12 protein-coding genes and 2 tRNA genes are annotated in these 19,114 nt (G+C 46.3%); 12 read left to right on the forward strand and 2 right to left on the reverse strand.

The window, feature by feature from the left end; all coding sequences use genetic code 11:
• Nucleotides 1-14: 14 nt before the first annotated feature.
• Complete coding sequence (gene mfd / locus C2747_RS05330; protein WP_215332997.1) at nucleotides 15-3,569, reverse strand: transcription-repair coupling factor; 3,555 nt, start codon at nucleotides 3,567-3,569, stop codon at nucleotides 15-17.
• Nucleotides 3,570-3,592: 23 nt separating this feature from the next.
• On the opposite strand from mfd, the gene ispD reads away from it, so the two are divergent.
• From ispD to C2747_RS05375, 9 genes are all read left to right on the forward strand, one after another.
• A complete protein-coding gene (gene ispD / locus C2747_RS05335) occupies nucleotides 3,593-4,351 on the forward strand; it encodes a 2-C-methyl-D-erythritol 4-phosphate cytidylyltransferase (protein ID WP_215330608.1) in 759 nt (252 codons plus the stop codon).
• A gap of 25 nt (nucleotides 4,352-4,376) precedes the next feature.
• A complete protein-coding gene (gene ispF, locus C2747_RS05340) occupies nucleotides 4,377-4,880 on the forward strand; it encodes a 2-C-methyl-D-erythritol 2,4-cyclodiphosphate synthase (protein ID WP_215330609.1) in 504 nt (167 codons plus the stop codon).
• An 81-nt stretch (nucleotides 4,881-4,961) separates the two neighbouring features.
• Nucleotides 4,962-5,048, forward strand: a tRNA-Leu gene (locus C2747_RS05345).
• Nucleotides 5,049-5,105: 57 nt separating this feature from the next.
• Nucleotides 5,106-6,443 (forward strand): trigger factor, encoded by a 1,338-nt coding sequence (gene tig, locus C2747_RS05350; protein ID WP_215330610.1) that lies wholly within the window; start codon nucleotides 5,106-5,108, stop codon nucleotides 6,441-6,443.
• Between the two features lie 27 nt (nucleotides 6,444-6,470).
• Complete coding sequence (gene clpP / locus C2747_RS05355) at nucleotides 6,471-7,100, forward strand: ATP-dependent Clp endopeptidase proteolytic subunit ClpP (protein WP_215306976.1); 630 nt, start codon at nucleotides 6,471-6,473, stop codon at nucleotides 7,098-7,100.
• Nucleotides 7,101-7,124: 24 nt separating this feature from the next.
• Nucleotides 7,125-8,486, forward strand: coding sequence for an ATP-dependent Clp protease ATP-binding subunit ClpX (clpX, locus tag C2747_RS05360; protein ID WP_215330611.1), 1,362 nt, complete (start codon nucleotides 7,125-7,127; stop codon nucleotides 8,484-8,486).
• A 178-nt stretch (nucleotides 8,487-8,664) separates the two neighbouring features.
• Entirely contained in the window at nucleotides 8,665-11,097 is a 2,433-nt protein-coding gene (gene lon, locus C2747_RS05365; protein WP_215330612.1) for an endopeptidase La, read from the forward strand.
• A 117-nt stretch (nucleotides 11,098-11,214) separates the two neighbouring features.
• Nucleotides 11,215-11,290: transfer RNA gene (locus tag C2747_RS05370), tRNA-Val, on the forward strand.
• Nucleotides 11,291-11,394: 104 nt separating this feature from the next.
• The gene (locus C2747_RS05375; protein WP_215330613.1) at nucleotides 11,395-12,861 is read left to right on the forward strand and encodes a peptidylprolyl isomerase; all 1,467 of its coding nucleotides are present in this window, start codon (nucleotides 11,395-11,397) and stop codon (nucleotides 12,859-12,861) included.
• A 1-nt stretch (nucleotide 12,862) separates the two neighbouring features.
• On the opposite strand, the gene C2747_RS05380 is transcribed toward C2747_RS05375, so the two are convergent.
• Entirely contained in the window at nucleotides 12,863-13,513 is a 651-nt protein-coding gene (locus C2747_RS05380; RefSeq protein WP_215330614.1) for an arylesterase, read from the reverse strand.
• Nucleotides 13,514-13,538: 25 nt separating this feature from the next.
• On the opposite strand from C2747_RS05380, the gene C2747_RS05385 reads away from it, so the two are divergent.
• The 3 genes from C2747_RS05385 to C2747_RS05395 are packed head-to-tail and all read left to right on the forward strand — an operon-like array spanning nucleotide 13,539 to nucleotide 19,055.
• Nucleotides 13,539-14,219: an ABC transporter ATP-binding protein gene (locus tag C2747_RS05385; protein ID WP_215330615.1), complete on the forward strand. Its 681-nt coding sequence runs from the start codon at nucleotides 13,539-13,541 to the stop codon at nucleotides 14,217-14,219.
• 21 nt (nucleotides 14,220-14,240) lie between these two features.
• Nucleotides 14,241-18,275 (forward strand): phosphoribosylformylglycinamidine synthase, encoded by a 4,035-nt coding sequence (gene purL, locus C2747_RS05390; RefSeq protein ID WP_215330616.1) that lies wholly within the window; start codon nucleotides 14,241-14,243, stop codon nucleotides 18,273-18,275.
• A 3-nt stretch (nucleotides 18,276-18,278) separates the two neighbouring features.
• Nucleotides 18,279-19,055, forward strand: a complete 777-nt coding sequence (locus C2747_RS05395) for a spermine/spermidine synthase domain-containing protein (protein ID WP_251374695.1) — start codon at nucleotides 18,279-18,281, stop codon at nucleotides 19,053-19,055.
• Nucleotides 19,056-19,114: the final 59 nt, after the last annotated feature.

Here is a 19,114-nt window from a genome sequence, read left to right on the forward strand (position 1 = left end):
TTGGAAAATAATAATTAATTGGCTTGCGCAGTATTTGGCATGGCAGATGAATTCAAACTTCTGAGAATTTTCCGAATATGCTCTAAACGTTGTTCTAGTTTCTCAAAATCCTTCTCTTTTTGGGGAAGAATTTTCAATTTATCTTGGCCATTGAGCTGTATATATTTTGATGATTGGATTAGTTGAATGATCTTCATCGGGTCAATTGGCGGATTGGGGATGAACTGAATCTGTATCGATAATGGGCTTGCATCAATCTTCTTAATTCCAAAGCTGGTCATTTCTAGGCGCAAGCGATGGGTTTCATAAAGTGATTTGGCCTGGTCAGGTAAATCGCCATAGCGATCTACTAGCTCTTCACGTAATCCCATGAGTTCAGAGAAGTCGTTTGTACCAGCAAAGCGCTTATACATGGAAAGTCGTTCGTGGACATCCGGGCAATAGTCATTTGGAAAGAGGGCCGGTACACCTAAATTAACATCGGTTGTCGCCTGAAGTGGCGACAAGAGATCTGGCTCCTTACCGCTACGCAGGGATTTGACTGCACGATTGAGCATCTCGGTATAGAGCTGAAACCCAATTTCATGAATCTCACCAGATTGCTTATCCCCCAGGACTTCACCAGCGCCACGAATCTCTAAATCGTGCATCGCTAAGTAGAAACCAGACCCGAGCTCTTCCATGGCTTGAATGGCATTTAAACGCAGTTGCGCTTGCTTGCTGAGTGCCTCGGGATCTGGCACCAGTAAATAAGCATAGGCCTGATGGTGGGATCGTCCAACACGTCCGCGCAATTGATGTAACTGTGCCAAGCCAAACTTATCAGCGCGATGCATGATGATGGTATTGGCAGTCGGAACGTCAATACCAGTTTCAATAATGGTGGTGCATAGCAAGATGTTGGTGCGCTGGGTCACAAAATCACGCATCACTGACTCCAGCTCACGTTCGTGCATTTGACCGTGCGCTACGCTAATGCGCGCTTCTGGAATGAGCTCTTGTAATTCGTGTTTTCGATTTTGAATGGTTTCGACTTCGTTATGCAAGAAGTAGACCTGTCCACCACGTTTAATTTCTCGAAGGACTGCTTCACGAATCACGCCATCACCTTCTCGTCGTACAAAGGTTTTGATGGCTAAGCGCTTCTGTGGCGCAGTTGCAATAACTGAAAACTCACGCAAACCTTCCATCGCCATACCAAGCGTTCGTGGAATAGGGGTGGCAGTTAAAGTCAAGATATCTACTTCAGCACGTAATGCTTTGAGCGCATCTTTTTGACGTACACCAAAGCGATGCTCCTCATCCACAATCACTAAGCCTAAATTGGCGAACTGGGTTTCTTTAGAAAGCAGTTTGTGAGTTCCGATAATGATGTCGGCTTCGCCCTTGCCAATGGCTTCCAAGGCAGCATTAATTTCTTTGGTAGTTCTGAAGCGGGAGAGCTCAACGACGCGCACAGGCCAATCGGCAAAGCGATCTTTCCAGGTTGCGACATGTTGTTCAGCGAGTAGGGTGGTTGGAGCCAAGATGGCCACTTGCTTGCCACCCATGACCGCAACAAAACTAGCACGTAGAGCGACCTCTGTTTTACCAAAGCCTACATCACCACACACCAGCCTATCCATAGGTGTGCCGCTAGTCATATCCCCAATAACTGCCGCAATAGCATTAGCTTGATCGGGTGTCTCTTCAAATCCAAAGCTTTCTGCAAACGCAGCGTAATCATGGGCTGAGAATTCAAAAGCATGACCTTTACGAATAGCTCTAGCGGCATAGAGATTTAAAAGTTCAGCTGCGGTATCGCGTATTTGTTGAGCGGCCTTACGTCTTGCTTTGTCCCACTGACCCGAGCCTAGCTGATGCAAAGGGGCCGAATCAGGATCAGAGCCTGCATAACGCGTCACCATTTGCAGTTGTTGAACTGGTACGTAAAGAGTAGCATCCTTGGCGTAGACCAAGTGCAAAAACTCTTCAAAAATCGGCTCTTCTTTTTGTGGCGCTAAATTCAGAAGTACTAAGCCTTGGTAACGACCAATCCCATGATCAGAGTGCACAACCGGATCACCGATTTTGAGCTCAGATAAATCTTTAAAGAGCATGTCCGGATCGGCGCTCTCACTTTCTTTACCCTTGCGTCTTTGCCGAGCAGTAGCTGTAAACAGCTCTGCTTCGGTTACGATAATCAAGTTTTCAGCAGGCCAGGTAAAGCCATTAAATAGTTGCGCTGTTACCAGGCCAAAGAGAGCGTCACTCTTAATAAAATCAGAGACGCCTTCAAAACCTTCTGGCTTTAGTGGGTAGAGCGGTTTGCCATGCTGACCAGAAGCTGAATTACTCTCTTCAAAGAGCTGACGAATCGATTCTTTACGACCATTGCTATCGCTGCAAATCAGTACACGTACTTTTTCTTGAGAAACTAAAGTTCGCAGTCGATTGATGGGGTCAGTATCCCGCCGATGAACAGATAGGTCGGGAACGGCTAAAAATTGTGGTGATTCTTTGGTTTCTTTATCCGCTTCTTTATTCAATGCTAGGCGCGCATTTGGCTTGGCTGCTGTAAAGAATTGATCTGCATCTAGAAATAATTCAGCTGGCGGCAGAATAGGGCGATCAAGGTCATGCTTTAAGAATTCATACCGAGAGAGCGTATCTTTCCAAAAGCCCTTGATAGATTCTTCAACATTACCAATGCTCACCGCCCAAACAGGATCGCCCGAACGGGGAAAGTAATCAAAGACTGTCGATGACTCCTCAAAGAAGAGGGGTAAATAGGATTCAATACCTGCACTAGGAATTCCTAGGTTGGCATCTTTGTAAATTGAGCACCGTGTTGGATCACCTTCAAATATTTCGCGCCAGCGTCCACGAAATGCGGTTCGTGAAGCATCATCAAATGGAAATTCGTGACCTGGTAATAGGCGAACTTCTTTTACTGGATAGAGGCTGCGTTGGGTATCAGGATCAAAAGCTCTGATTTGCTCAATCTCATCACCAAAAAGATCTAGGCGATAAGGCAGGCTCGACCCCATTGGAAATAAATCAATCAAGCCACCACGAATGCTGTATTCACCGGGGCGCATTACTGAGCTTACGGGATCGTAACCGGCCTGCTGCAACTGCAGTTTCAGTGCGACTTCATTGAGCTTGTCACCCTGCCTAAAAAAGAAGGTGTGACCAGATAAAAAGTTTGGCGGCCCTAGTCTTTGGAGTGCTGTAGTAATTGGGACCAGAACAATGTCGCAGCTGCCATTGAGCAATTCATACAGAGTCGCTAAGCGCTCTGAAACCAAATCCTGGTGAGGTGAGAAATGGTCATAGGGCAGGATTTCCCAGTCAGGCAGTAGGCGTGTTTTGAGTTGTGGTGCAAAAGCCGGAATTTCTTCCAAAAGCCGCTGGGCCTCCTGTGCCTGGGCACAGAAAATCACCATGACTGAGAACTCTGAGCGATACCGAAGGGCAGATTGGGCGATGAGTGCTGCATCTGAAGAGCCAACTAGGCCTGAAAAGGTAAAGCGCTGCCCAGCCCGCGGTGCAGGTATGGGGGGTGCTAGTTTTAATGCATCAGACATCTGTGCTTATTATAGAATCAGGTATGCCCGCTGGAAACCAAACCTCACCGTCTGTACCCCAATGTCATGCCCTCTTACCTACGGCAGGTACTGGGTCTCGGCTTGGGGGAGCTTTACCAAAGCAGTTTCAGGAGCTGGCAGGAAAGCCAATGGTGGCCTACGCCCTAGACGCTTTTGTTAATACTCCTGAGATTGCCTCCATTTGGGTGGGTGTCAGTCCTAGTTTTATTGATAACCCCATCCTAAATATACTTTCCAGCAAATCCCCCTTGATTCGGTTCACTCCGAGCGGCGGACCAAGCCGTCAAGAAACGGTCCGAAATACTTTGGCGGAGATGCTCAAAGCAGGTATTCCTGAGGGCGATTGGGTCCTGGTGCACGATGCCGCTAGACCAGGAATCACACCTCAGCTCATCCAAAAACTCATTCTTGCTGTGGGTCAAGCGGGTGAGGGTGGCTTATTAGCAATGCCGCTAGCTGACACTCTCAAGATGGCTGAAGCTAATTCCGCAATTGCTGGCAATCCCAACAGAGCTGTGAAGACGATATCCCGAGATCACCTATGGCAGGCCCAAACCCCGCAGATGTTTGGTTTAAAGGATCTGCACGATGCTATTGAGGAAGGTATTCGCCTGGAGGCGGATATTACGGATGAGGCGAGCGCCATCGAGCTTGCTGGCAAAAACCCCTTATTAATTGAAGGTGCGACTAGTAACTTCAAAGTAACCCACCCAGCAGATTGGGATTTGATGCAAACCATCTTGCAAACCTCCGTTAAATAAGCCTCAAGAGAACATCCATCACCCCATGACATCAAGCGCACCCCATATTCCTCAATTTCGAATCGGCCAAGGTTACGACGTTCATGCCTTAGTCGAGGGTCGCAAGCTCATACTAGGCGGGGTTCATGTCCCAAGTGACAAGGGTTTGTTAGGACATTCGGATGCGGATGCCTTGTTGCATGCCCTAACGGATGCATTGCTTGGCGCTGCAGGCTTGAATGATATTGGCCAGTTATTTCCGGATACGGATCCTCAGTTTAAGGATATGGATAGCCGTATTTTGCTCAGAGCAGCTTTGCAAAAGATCCAAGCGGCTGGATTTCATGTGGGTAATGTGGATGCAACGATTATTTGCCAAAAACCCAAATTAGCCACTTTCTTGCCGGAAATGGTCCGCAATATCGCAGCAGATTTGCTGGTTACGCCCAGCCATGTCAACCTCAAAGCTAAAACCAATGAATCTCTTGGACACCTTGGCAGGGGAGAGGGCATAGCAGTCCATGCCGTCGCTTTGCTTTACAAGGTCTAAATATCCTCCAAAACCGCTAAGCATTGTAGAATTACGGTCTTTAGAGTGAAGCTTCAGCTCGGTAGTGTTTGCGGAATTCGCGCGAGGATGGCGAAATTGGTAGACGCACCAGGTTTAGGTCCTGACGCCAGCAATGGTGTGGGGGTTCGAGTCCCCCTCCTCGCACCACAAGATAGCTACTTGGCTTGGGCTTCACATAATCCGATTTTCAATTAAGAGACGAGAATGGCTGTGCAGATAGAAAATTTAGGTCAGTTAGACCGCAAAGTGACCTTAGAGTTCGCTCGTGCCGATTTGGCTAAGGCGAGAGAAGACCGTTTGGCTAAATTGGGTAAAACCATGAAAGCTGCAGGCTTTCGTCCAGGCAAAGTGCCTAAGACCATGGTTGAAAAGCAATACGGCATGCAAGTGGATTTCGAGCTCCAGTTTGATAAAGCTTCTGAACTGTTCTATGAGTTAGCTCAAAAAGAAAAAATTCTACTGGCTGGTCAACCACGCCTCGATCCTAAATCAGAATTAGACGCGGACAAAATCGTGTTTGATGCCTATTTTGAGGTCTTACCAGAAGTGAAGATTGGCGATTTCAGTAAAGCAGAAGTAACTAAGTACACAACGGATATCTCCGATGCGGAAATTGATCGTGCACTGGATGTATTACGCAAGCAGCAAGTGCATTACCATCCACGCGGCAATGCTGGTGATCATGGTGATGGCGGTGCAAATACAGCCGCTCAAGCTGGCGATCAAGTGATTATTGACTTTGTTGGCAAGATCGATGGCGTTGAATTTGCTGGCGGTAAGGCAGATAACTTCGAATACGTGCTCGGCGAAGGTCGCATGCTCCCAGAATTTGAAGCTGCCACATTGGGTCTCAAAGCAGGCGATAGCAAGACTTTCCCATTAAGCTTCCCAGCGGATTATCACGGCAAAGACGTTGCCGGTAAAACTGCTGATTTCACCATCACTGTAAAGTCAGTCAATTGGGCGCACCTCCCGGCAATTGATGATGCGTTCGCATTGTCTTTAGGCGTTACCGAGGGTGGTGTTGCCAAGATGCGTGAAGAAGTAAAAGAAAATTTAGATCGCGAAACCAAGCGTCGCATTACTACCTTGTTAAAAGGCGAAGTCATGGAGAAGCTCAATAGTATTTGCGAACTGGACACACCAAAATCTTTGGTTGCTCAAGAGCAAGAGCGTTTGGTTGAGTCTGCACGTCAAGACTTAATGCAGCGCGGCATTCCAAATGCTAAGGACGCACCGATTCCTGCTGAGATGTTTGCTGAGCAAGCTATGAAGCGTGTTCGCCTTGGATTGATTTTGAGCGATTTGGTAAAGCAGCAAAATTTGGCTGCCACTGCAGACCAAATCAAAGCAGAGATTGACGAGCAGGCTGCTACTTACGAAGATCCAAAAGAAGTGGTACGTTGGTTCTACAGCAACCCTAGTCGCCTTAAAGATGTTGAGAACGTGGTGCTTGAAGATAACGTGATTAAGTTTTTCACTTCGCAGGCTAAAGTAATTGATAAAGCAATTACCTTCGAAGAACTCAGCAAACTTAACTAAGTCATTAATTTATAAAGGTCTGATCACATGAACCAGAATCATTTCCAGTCTGAGAATCTTGAGCCTAAAGGTTTGGGTTTAGTTCCAATGGTGATTGAAACCTCTGGTCGAGGTGAGAGAGCCTACGACATTTACTCTCGCTTACTTAGAGAACGCGTAGTTTTCTTGGTTGGCGAAGTAAATGATCAAACTGCAAACTTAGTGATTGCACAGTTGCTGTTCCTCGAGAGCGAGAACCCAGATAAAGAAATTTCTCTGTACATTAACTCTCCTGGTGGCTCCGTTTCAGCTGGTCTGGCAATTTACGACACGATGCAATTTATCAAGCCACACGTGAGCACTTTGTGTATGGGTATGGCTGCCAGTATGGGTGCATTCCTATTGTGTGCAGGCGAGAAGGGTAAACGTTATGCCTTGCCGAATTCACGCGTGATGATTCATCAGCCATTAGGCGGTGCACGTGGTCAAGCTTCGGATATTGAGATTCAAGCCCGTGAAATTCTTTACCTGCGCGAGCGCTTGAATAAGATTTTGTCCGATCGCACAGGTCAAACGATTGAAACAATTGCTAAAGATACTGATCGCGATAACTTCATGTCTGCAGACCAGGCCCAAGAGTATGGCTTGATCGATAAAGTCATCGATAAGCGCCCCTAATTCAAATTTTTTTAGATAGTTACTTTGAGCGATATCAAGAACACCACTAGCACAGACAAGGTTCTGTATTGCTCATTTTGCGGCAAGAGCCAGCACGAAGTTAAAAAGCTGATTGCTGGTCCATCAGTATTTATTTGTGATGAGTGTATTGACCTCTGCACAGACATCATTCAAGAAGAATTATCCAAGCTGCCTAAGCTTGAAGGCGATGATTCTTTACCAACGCCCCATCAGATTCGCGAGAATCTGGATCAGTATGTGATTGGTCAAGATCATGCCAAGAAGACTTTGGCGGTAGCGGTTTATAACCACTACAAACGCTTGCAGTATCTGCCAAAGCCAAAAAAAGAGAAGTTGGATAAAGACGGTAAGACTGTTGAGACTGCTGATAAAAAAGAATCCAAGCTTCCAGCTAAAGCTATGGTTGATGGTGTCGAATTGGCTAAGAGCAACATTTTGCTGATCGGTCCAACCGGCTCTGGCAAAACATTATTGGCCCAGACCTTAGCGCGTATGTTGGATGTACCGTTTGTGATGGCTGATGCAACTACTTTGACCGAAGCGGGTTATGTTGGTGAAGACGTAGAAAACATTATTCAAAAACTGTTACAGGCTTGCGACTACAACGTAGAAAAAGCGCAGCGTGGCATTGTGTACATCGATGAGATCGATAAGATTTCTCGTAAATCAGATAATCCATCTATCACCCGCGATGTATCGGGTGAGGGTGTTCAGCAAGCGCTCTTAAAGCTAGTTGAAGGCACTATGGCTTCTGTACCGCCTCAAGGCGGACGCAAGCATCCAAACCAAGATTTCTTGCAAGTCGACACCACTAATATTTTGTTTATCTGTGGTGGCGCATTTGATGGTCTTGAGAAGGTTATTCAGCAGCGTACTGCGAAGACCGGCATTGGATTTAATGCAACGGTTCCCGGTAAAGATGATCGCGGTATCAGCGACCTCTTAATCGAAGTGGAACCGGAAGATCTCATTAAGTTTGGCCTCATTCCTGAATTGATTGGTCGCTTGCCAGTGGTAGCGACTTTGATGCAACTTGATGAAGCAGCTTTGATCCAGATCTTGACTGAACCTAAGAACGCCTTAGTTAAGCAGTACCAGGCGCTATTAACGATGGAAGGTTCTGAGCTTGAGGTTCGTCCAGCAGCACTCTCAGCCATTGCCTTAAAAGCGATTGCCCGTAAGACGGGTGCTCGTGGCCTTCGATCCATTCTTGAGGGATCCCTCATGGATGTGATGTACGACCTGCCATCATTGAAGAATGTTCAAAAGGTTGTCATTGATGAAAGCACCATCGCTGAGGGTGGGAAGCCCATTTTGGTCTACAAGCAAGCTGAAGAATCTAAGGAATTGAGTAAAAAAGCCTAATTTTTGCTATTTTTTGCTGTTTTCATAGGGTTTTTGCTCACTTTTCGCATATTTACCCCTTGTTTTTGACTAGGAGGCACCCATATAGGTAGTATCCTATTCCTAAAAATTGTCCGTATTTAGTAGCACGACATTTTTAGAGATTTTTACGGAATAATTACTTTGGAGGAATTGCCCCATGCCTGGCCACTTATTACTACCCTCTGAACCTATTCAACTGCCACTGCTCCCATTAAGGGATGTGGTGGTTTTTCCCCATATGGTGATTCCATTGTTTGTGGGACGCCCAAAATCTATCAAAGCGCTAGAAGCTGCCATGGAAACTGGCAAAAATGTTCTTTTAGTGGCGCAAAAGACTGCTGCTAAAGATGAGCCTAGCGTGGAGGACCTCTACGAAATTGGCTGTATTGCCAATATTCTGCAGATGCTGAAACTTCCTGATGGTACTGTCAAGGTATTGGTGGAAGGTGTTCAGCGCGCTGATGTTAGTCAAGTGGAAGATAGTCAAGGCTATTTCTCTTGCGAGGCTACTCCAACTGCTATGTCCTCATTGGACGCTCACGAAACTGAGGCATTACGTCGCGCAATCATGGCCCAGTTTGATCAGTATGTGAAGCTGAACAAAAAAGTACCTCAAGAAATTCTCTCTTCATTAGGCGGGATTGATGATCCAAGCCGTTTGGCCGATACCATTTGTGCGCATCTGCCAGTCAAACTTGAGCAAAAGCAACGTTTGCTAGAGATGTCTGATGTAGTGCAAAGACTGGAAAGTCTTTTGGCTGATCTTGAGAGTGAGATCGATATCCTGCAAGTTGAGAAGCGAATTCGTGGGCGTGTAAAGCGTCAGATGGAAAAGAGTCAGCGCGAGTACTACTTAAATGAACAAGTTAAAGCCATTCAAAAAGAATTAGGCGAGGGTGAAGAGGGTGCTGATCTTGAGGAACTCGAGAAGCGCATTAAAGCTGCTCGCATGCCTAAGGAAGCGCTTAAAAAAGCTGAGTCCGAATTGAAGAAGCTCAAGCTGATGTCACCAATGTCTGCTGAAGCCACGGTGATTCGCAACTTTATTGATACTTTGGTGACGCTTCCTTGGAAGAAGAAAACCAAGATCAATAATGACCTGACGAATGCCGAAAAAGTGTTGGATGAAGATCACTACGGCCTTGATAAAGTTAAAGAGCGTATTTTGGAATATCTCGCGGTTCAACAACGAGTTGATCGTGTTAAAGCTCCAATCCTCTGTTTAGTTGGCCCTCCAGGCGTTGGTAAAACTTCCTTGGGTCAATCCATTGCCCGCGCAACCAACCGCAAGTTTGTGCGCATGGCTTTGGGTGGCGTGCGGGATGAGTCTGAAATTCGGGGACATCGTCGTACCTATATTGGCTCTATGCCAGGCAAGATTCTATCGAGCTTGACTAAAGTGGGTGTGCGCAACCCTTTGTTCCTCTTGGACGAAGTCGATAAGATGGGAATGGATTTCCGCGGAGATCCTGCAAGTGCCTTACTAGAGGTCTTAGATCCGGAGCAAAATCACACATTCCAAGATCACTATGTTGAAGTTGACTTTGATCTCTCGGATGTGATGTTCGTTGCTACATCGAACTCATTGAATATTCCCGGCCCACTATTAGACCGCTTGGAAATTATTCGTCTTGCTGGTTATACGGAAGATGAAAAGACTAGCATTGCTACTAATTACTTGATCCCTAAACAGATTAAAAATAATGGTCTCAAAAAGGATGAGCTGAAGATCGAAGAATCTGCTGTGCGCAGCATGATTCGTTATTACACTCGTGAAGCAGGCGTTCGTTCCTTGGAGCGAGAAATCAGCAAGATTTGCCGCAAAGTGGTGAAGTTACTTCTCCTGAAAAAAGAAGCCGCTCCAGTCACTGTAAATGCCGACAATCTGGAGAAGTTCCTGTCTGTGAAGATGTATGACTTCGGTCTTGCAGCAAAAGAGAATCAAGTTGGCCAAGTCACCGGACTAGCTTGGACTGAAGTTGGTGGCGATCTTCTCACCATCGAAGCAGCAGTGATGCCTGGTAAGGGCGTCATTACTCGTACAGGCTCCATTGGTGATGTCATGAAGGAGTCTGTTGAGGCAGCCAAAACTGTCGTGCGCTCACGGGCAAGAGCGCTTGGTATTGCTGATGAAGCATTTGAGAAGAAGGATATTCATATTCACTTCCCCGATGGTGCGACTCCGAAAGATGGTCCGTCAGCTGGCATTGCAATCACAACTGCCTTGGTATCTGTATTTACAGGCATTCCAATTCGTTCGGATGTGGCAATGACGGGTGAAATTACCTTGCGCGGTGAAGTGCTTCCAATTGGCGGATTAAAAGAGAAACTATTGGCAGCGCATCGTGGTGGCATCAAGTTGGCATTGATTCCAGAAGAAAACATCAAAGATTTAATTGATATTCCTGACAACGTCAAGAATGCTATTGAGATCGTGCCAGTACGATGGATTGATAAAGTTTTGGAGTTGGCTTTAGAGCGAAAACCAGTTGCTTTGTCTGATCCTACACCAGAAGAGTTGGCTAAAAAGGCTGCCGAGGCCAGCAAAGCCAATGAAAAGATTTCTTCTGGAGAGGTCTTGAAGCATTGATGCCAGTGGATGTTTGAGGGATTTTGAGTCAGATTGAGCGGTTTATTACTGCCCACTTTGTTGAAGAATCCCTCTTTTATTCTCACACTGGGTTACAATCTCGTCTGTATTAATTTGGGGCGCTTAGCTCAGATGGTAGAGCGTCTGCCTTACACGCAGAATGTCGGCGGTTCGATCCCGTCAGCGCCCACCAGTTTCCCATTTGTTTTGTTTTCCCTCCCATAGGCTTTCTAGTTCCTTCTAGACCTTCCGCCTAGTACACTCGTATTATTGATTCTATTTTCGAGCGATTAATTCATGTTTGATTCAGTACGTAAACACCAAAGAGTTCTGCAGTTTGTTTTGATGTTGTTCATAGTGCCTTCTTTCGCATTATTCGGTATCTCAAGTTATTCCGGATTTATGGATAAAGAAACTGACATTGTGAAAGTCAACGGCAAGCCTATTACCGCGCAAGAAGTTGATGCTGCTGCAAAACGTCAAGCGGAGCGTGTTGGTGGAAATGCACAGATTGCACAAAGCCTACCTTTTCGTCAGGCGATCCTAAACGAGTTACTGCAACAACGCATCCTCGGTTTTGCAGTTAGCGACCTCCGTCTGCAAGTAGGCAAGCAAGAGCTGGTCAATAGCCTGCAAAAGATCCCGCAGGTTCGCGCCTTGTATCGGCAAGATGGCACATTTGATGATGCGCGCTTTAAGCAGTTACTCGCTAGTAACGGCATCAATGAAGAACAGTTTTATGCTGGCCAAAGTTTTGATTTAAAAATTCAACAGTTAGTGAATTCAGTTGCCCGAACAGAGTTAGCTAGTCCAAAATTATCCGAAATAGTTTCATCCTTATACGAAACTGAAAGACAGGTTCAGACTTTGCAGTTCAATGCTAAAGATTATTTAGCTAAAGTGAACCCAAGTGCTGAAGAGTTGCAGGCCTTTTATGAGGCCAATGCCAAGTTGTTTGAGCGCCCTGAATATATGGATGTTGAATACATCGTACTTAAGGCTGATCCGAAAGAGGATTCCAAAGCCTTTAATGAAAAAGCAGATCAGTTTGCCAATATCACTTACGACCAGTCGGACAGCTTGAAACTGGCTGCCGATAAGTTAAAGCTCAGCATTCAAAGTCAAAAGGGTGTTACGCGTGGTGGCGCAGCTGGTGTATCTAGGGATCATCCTTTGGCCAATGCCAAAGTAGTTCAGTCACTCTATGGTGATGACGCTTTGAAAAATAAGCGCAATACCGAGGCTGTGCAAATAGCACCTGGAGTGTTTGTATCTGCTCGAGTAGTGACTTTATACCCAGCGCAAGTTCTGCCTTACAAAAATGTCGCTGCAGAAGTAAAGCGTCAAGTGAGTCAGCGTGCTGCGGAAAAACTGGCTATTGCTGCTGCTAGCGAGAAATTAGCCGCCCTTGAAAAGGATCCTAAGAATGTTGCTGGCTTTAGTAGTGCTACTTGGATTTCACGTAATAAGCCTGGAAGCTTAGTAGGCCGATCAATGGATGAAGTCATGTCCGTAAATGAGGCTAAGCTACCAGCGATTGTTTCAGTTGCAAATCCTGGTGTTGGCAGTACGATTTATCGCATTGATCAGGTTCGTCAACCGTCAACTGTAGATGCCAAGGTTCAAAAAGCGCAAGCACAGCAGATCCAAGCATTAGCTGCGCAGTCAGAGTTTTCAGGCTTTATGGGCTACTGGCGCAATGGCGCTGGCGTTAAGATAATTAACCCACTGAAGCAAGCAAGCGCTGGAAGTGCAGGAAGTTAAGCTAGGGCAGTTTTTTCAGCAAGTTACTGTATGGGGCCATTGAGCCCCATACGTTTTTAAAGATAAGGCTTTGCGCTTCTATATTGGGATGCAGTCGATCTGCTTGAAATAACTCTGGTTTAGTAGCAACGCCTTCTAAAAAGAAAGGTAGCAACTCGACTCGCTCTTGATTCGCTATTTGAGGATAGAGTTGCTTAAATTGCTTGGTATAGGTTTGGCCATAGTTTGTGGGAATCTGAATGCCACAGAGTAAAACCTTGGCACCTGATTTTTTACTCATCTGAATCATCTGACGCAGATTGGCTTCAGTTTGATTTATAGGTAAGCCACGTAAGGCATCGTTAGCACCTAACTCGATCAGGACAATCCCTGGTTTTTTTTGACTCAAGAGTGCAGGAAGGCGGGTTAGTCCACCAGAGCTAGTCTCACCGCTAATGCTGGCATTAAATACGCTCCAAGGACTGCTCTCTTTTGCAAGCTCTCCCTCAAGCAGCGTCACCCAGCCGGTACCACGCGGTAGACCATATTCAGCTGAAAGACTATCGCCCAATACCAGAATGACAGGCTTTACTTGAGCCCAAGAACAAATACTCATTAAGAGGCAAAATAGACCTGTAATGAATTTATTGGCGATTAAAAGCTGAGTTTGCATTTTTCCATTCTTGAAAATTTTTCACATGAACAAACAGTCTAGTTCCATTGTTGCCGATCGGGTAAGCAAGCTGGTAAATACGGCTGATGGCAACCTGAGTATTTTGCACGAGCTGAGCTTTCAGATAGCGCAAGGCGAAAGCGTGGCCATTGTGGGGGCCTCGGGCTCTGGAAAAAGTACTTTATTAAGCCTGCTGGCTGGACTAGACCTACCAAGCGCCGGACAAATTGACCTTATGGGGCAAAACTTGAACTTGCTCGATGAGGACGGCAGGGCACGTTTACGCGGTCAGTTAGTTGGCTTTGTTTTTCAATCTTTTCAGCTCTTGCCTCACCTGACTGCCCTGGAGAATGTGATGCTCCCGCTGGAGATTACTGGGAAATCCCAGGCTGAAGCGCGACTGTCCGCCCTAGAATGGCTAGAAAAAGTCGGTCTAACTCCTAGAGCTAATCACTTCCCCAAAACCCTTTCTGGCGGAGAGCAGCAGCGTGTGGCACTGGCACGAGCCTTTATTAATAAGCCGGCCATCCTATTTGCTGATGAGCCCACCGGAAGCCTCGATGAGGCTAGCGGAAATAGGGTGATTGAGCTTCTTTTTGAGCTAAATCGGGAGAATTCCTCAACACTTGTTTTGGTAACCCATGATCCAGCCTTGGCTGCTCGGTGTGGACGCCAATTGAGCCTGCATGGCGGACGATTGGCTTAATCAAAACCTTATAATCTTGGCATGTCATCATTCTGTTGCTTGCCCGGGGCAAATGCCCTTTCTGCCTTCCGCCAACAGCGACTTTTAGCTTCGCTCGCAGCCCAAGGAATTCAACTTGAGTCCATCGTGGCTCAATATCTTCATTTCATTTGGTCTGAGTCTGAACTCACTACCAAAGACAGAGAGGTGCTCGAAAGTCTACTAACTTACGGCCAGCCTTTTGTGTCGCAAATAAAGCATGGTGGCTCTATATTTAGTAAGGCCGCTGATAAACAGGCTGCCATTTCAATTCCCCGATTCGGTACCGTTTCTCCATGGGCTAGTAAAGCTACAGATATCGCTCGTCAGTGCGGCCTTCACATTTTGCGCATTGAGCGTGGCGTTCAATATGCGTGGCAAAGTAAAAAATCACTCAATGCGGAACAAGAGCAACTAGTATTGGCCGCGCTTCATGATCGGATGACAGAAGTTGTTATTAGCGATGTCAATGAAGCAAGCGCTTTGTACCAATCTCTTCCCGATAAACCTTTTGTTCGCATCCCTGTGCTTGCTGAGGGTAGAGCGGCGCTAGATAAAGCCAATCAAGATCTAGGTCTTGCACTATCTGAAGACGAAGTGCTTTATCTAGTTGAGAACTTTACACGTTTAGAGCGTAATCCAAGTGATGTTGAATTGATTATGTTTGCCCAAGCGAACAGCGAGCATTGCCGTCACAAGATATTTAATTCCAGCTGGACGATTGATGGAGATGACCAGGAAAAATCCCTATTTGCGATGATTCGCAATACGCATCAACTTCAGCCTGAAGGCACCATTGTTGCCTACTCTGATAACTCAGCGGTGATGGTTGGAGCTGAATCAGAAACTTGGTCTGCTAAAGGTCAAGATCGTCGTTACGAAAAAGACACGCGACTAGTGCACACCTTAATGAAGGTGGAGACGCATAATCACCCAACAGCAATTGCACCTTACCAAGGCGCCTCTACTGGTGCTGGTGGTGAGATTCGAGATGAGGGCGCAACAGGTGTAGGTGGACACCCTAAAGCGGGTCTCACTGGCTTCACTGTATCTAACCTCAATATCCCGGGCATTGATTTACCGTGGGAAGCTGAGAAATACGGCAAGCCTGAGCGCATCGCTACACCGCTTCAAATCATGATTGATGGCCCACTGGGTGGTGCTGCATTTAACAATGAATTCGGCCGTCCTATTTTGGGTGGATATTTCCGTGTATTCGAGCAAACCTTAGAGGGTGTTCGTCGTGGTTATCACAAGCCCATTATGATTGCGGGCGGCATTGGTAGCATCGATTCCATTCACACTGCAAAGAAACAAATTAAAGCGGGGCACTTGTTTATTCAATTGGGTGGCCCTGGTATGCGTATCGGTATGGGTGGTGCAACGGGCAGCTCTGTTGCAACTGGTACCAATACTGCAGATTTGGATTTTGATTCAGTGCAGCGCGGTAATCCAGAAATGGAACGTCGTGCGCAAGAGGTGATTAACTCTTGTATCGCTATGGGTTCGAACAACCCGATTGTTTCGATTCATGACGTGGGCGCTGGCGGTGTTTCTAATGCATTTCCTGAGCTTGCAGATGGCGCCGGATTGGGTGCGCAATTTCAATTGCGTAAAGTGCCGCTAGAAGAAAGCGGGATGAGTCCTGCAGAAATTTGGTGTAATGAATCTCAAGAGCGCTATGTCCTGGCAATTGAGGCTAAAGACCTAGAGCTTTTCAAATCTTTATGTGAACGTGAGCGCTGTCCATTTGCAGTTGTTGGTGAAGCCACCACAGAGCGGCAACTTCAGTTAAGCGATAGCAAAGAAGTTGTTGGTAGTCATGCTGCCATGCCAATTGATATGCCAATGGAAGTATTGCTTGGAAAGCCTCCACGTATGCATCGTGACGTGAAGCGCATTGCTCAAGCATTTGAAGAGCTTGATGTCACTGATGCCGATCTAGCTCAGTGTATTGCCTGGGTTTTACAGCAACCTACTGTTGCCAGTAAGTCATTCTTAATTACCATTGGCGATCGTACCGTCGGCGGTCTTAATGCGCGCGATCCCTTTGTAGGCCCTTGGCAAGTTCCTGTGGCTGATTGCGCTGTTACCTTGATGGATTACAAAGGCTATCACGGCGAAGCAATGTCGATGGGTGAGCGTACTCCATTGGCCGTGATCGATGCACCAGCTGCCGCCAAAATGGCTGTAGGTGAAGCTATTACCAATTTATTGGCTGCAGATATTCGTCGTCTAGAGGACGTTAAGCTTTCCGCTAACTGGATGGCCGCTTGTGGCTCGCCTGGTGAAGATGCAAAGCTATACGACTCAGTTAAAGCGATTGGTATGGATTTATGTCCAGCGCTAGGGATTTCTATTCCAGTTGGCAAAGACTCCTTATCCATGGCAACAGCTTGGCAAGAGGGTGATCAAGCTAAAAAAGTGGTTTCACCAGTTTCACTCATCATCTCTGCTTTTGCAGCAGTTCAAGACGTTCGTAAAACAACAACGCCTTTACTCAAACTCCAAGATGAGTCAGGCGTAGCCTTAGAAACTGAATTAATTCTGATTGATTTAGGACGCGGTAAAAATCGCATGGCTGGAAGTATCTTGGCCCAAGTACTCAATCAGTCAGGTAAATCAGCCCCTAATGTAGATCACCCAGAAGATCTCAAAGCTTTGGCCGCCGCGATCATCGAGCTACGCAAAGATAATCAATTGCTGGCATATCACGATCGTTCTGATGGTGGTTTGTTAGCCTGTATAGCAGAGATGGCTTTTGCATCACATACTGGCATTTCCATTAATGTCGACATGATTGCTGTAGATGTTGGGCAAGAGCCTGATTGGGGTGATGCTAAGAACTGGGCAGAGCAAGTTTCTGGACTACGTCATGAACAGACTATACGCGCCTTATTTAATGAAGAGCTCGGTGCAGTGATACAGATTCGTAAAGCGGATCGAGATGCCGTATTTGCCGTTCTCCGAAAGTTAAATATCAGCGCTTACAGTCATGTAATTGCAAAGACAAATAACAACGGTCGCATTGAAATTTGGCGTGATGCTAAGAATATCTTTGCAGAGCCACGTGAAGTACTTCAAAAGATGTGGGCTAACACCAGCTATCAGATTGCGCGCTTACGCGATAACCCAGATTGTGCTGATAGCGAGTTTTCATTACTCGATAATATTGCTGATGCAGGAATGTCTCCCAAGTTAACGTTTGATATTGCAGATGATGTAGCGGCGCCATTCATCAATCAGAATGCTCGACCTAAAGTAGCTATCTTGCGAGAGCAGGGCGTTAACTCCCATGTGGAGATGGCATACGCCATAAACTGGGCTGGTTTTGATAGCTATGACGTACACATGTCAGATTTACTCTCAAGTAAATCTAAGTTGGATGATTTCCGTGGTCTGATTGCCTGCGGTGGATTTAGCTATGGAGATGTATTGGGTGCTGGCGAAGGCTGGGCAAAGACGATTCTATTCAACACTCAATTACGTGATCAGTTCTCTGCATTCTTTAGTCGTCAAGATAGCTTTGCGCTAGGTGTTTGTAACGGTTGCCAAATGATGAGCAATTTAGCTGAAATTATTCCAGGTGCAGAAGCTTGGCCTAAATTCACACGCAACCAGTCTGAGCAATATGAAGCTCGCTTAGTCATGGCTGAGGTAATGGCTTCACCTTCAATCTTTACGCAAGGTATGACAGGCAGTCAGTTGCCGATCGCTATTGCGCATGGTGAGGGCTTTGCCAACTTTAGCCAGCAAGGTAGCTTAGAGGTTTTGCAGAAACAAGGATTGGCTGCTCTACGTTTTGTAGATCACCAAGGCAGTCCAACCGAAACCTACCCAATGAACCCAAATGGCTCACCCGGTGGCCTGACAGGAGTTACTACGCCGGATGGTCGATTTACAGTCATGATGCCGCATCCTGAGCGCGTATTCAGGACCGTACAGATGAGTTGGGCGCCAAAAGCATGGCTGGATAATCCTGATGGAGCGAGTCCTTGGATGCGCCTATTCCGAAATGCGAGAGTCTGGGCTAAATAATTAATGACAGACATATCCATGGCCATGGAGCCAGTGACGTTTTCTGAGAGTGGTGGGGTTCGTTACCTGCATTTTGGTAGCGAGCTGATTCAAGGCGCCATGCGCATTCGCGATCCGGATGAGATTTATCTTGAATACAACCAGCAGATGATGGCTTGGTTATTGTTTCTAGAGACCAAGCCAGGTATGCGCATTGCTCAACTTGGCCTTGGCACTGGCGCTCTTACTAAGTTTGTGCATCGCTATTGCCCTGCGGTCAAAACCACCGTAGTTGAGATCAATCCTGCCGTGATTGTTTCTGCTAGAAGCATGTTCTTCACGCCATCGGATGATAGGCGACTTGAGACTCTTCAGACTGATGCAAAAGCCTTTGTGAGGAACGCTAAATATCAAAATCACTTTGATGCAGTCCAGGTTGATCTCTACGATGCAATTTGTGATGGCCCATCTGCGAGCTCCTTAGATTTTTATAAGGGCTGCTTTGATATCCTGAGATCGCCTGGCGTTTTAACTGTGAATTTATTCTCTCGACATAAGAGTTTTAATATCAATCTCAACAACATTTGCGAAGCATTTGATAACCGAGTGCTGTTATTTCCGGAATCGCATGATTGCAATGTTGTAGCAATTGCTTTTAAAGGCCCACAACTCGATGTTGAGTGGAAAGAGGTCTCACAGCGCGCCAAGCTCATTATGGAAAAAACAGACTTACCAACCAATACCTGGGTGTCTGGATTAAATCGTGAAAATGCGCATCAAGAAAATAAACTCTCTATCTAAGGAAAGTTAAATAAGAAAAAAGGCGATCAACTGATCGCCTTTTTATTGTCCTGAGATTC

Origin of the sequence: Polynucleobacter corsicus (assembly GCF_018688255.1) — a bacterium.
Taxonomy (GTDB): Bacteria; Pseudomonadota; Gammaproteobacteria; order Burkholderiales; family Burkholderiaceae; genus Polynucleobacter; species Polynucleobacter corsicus.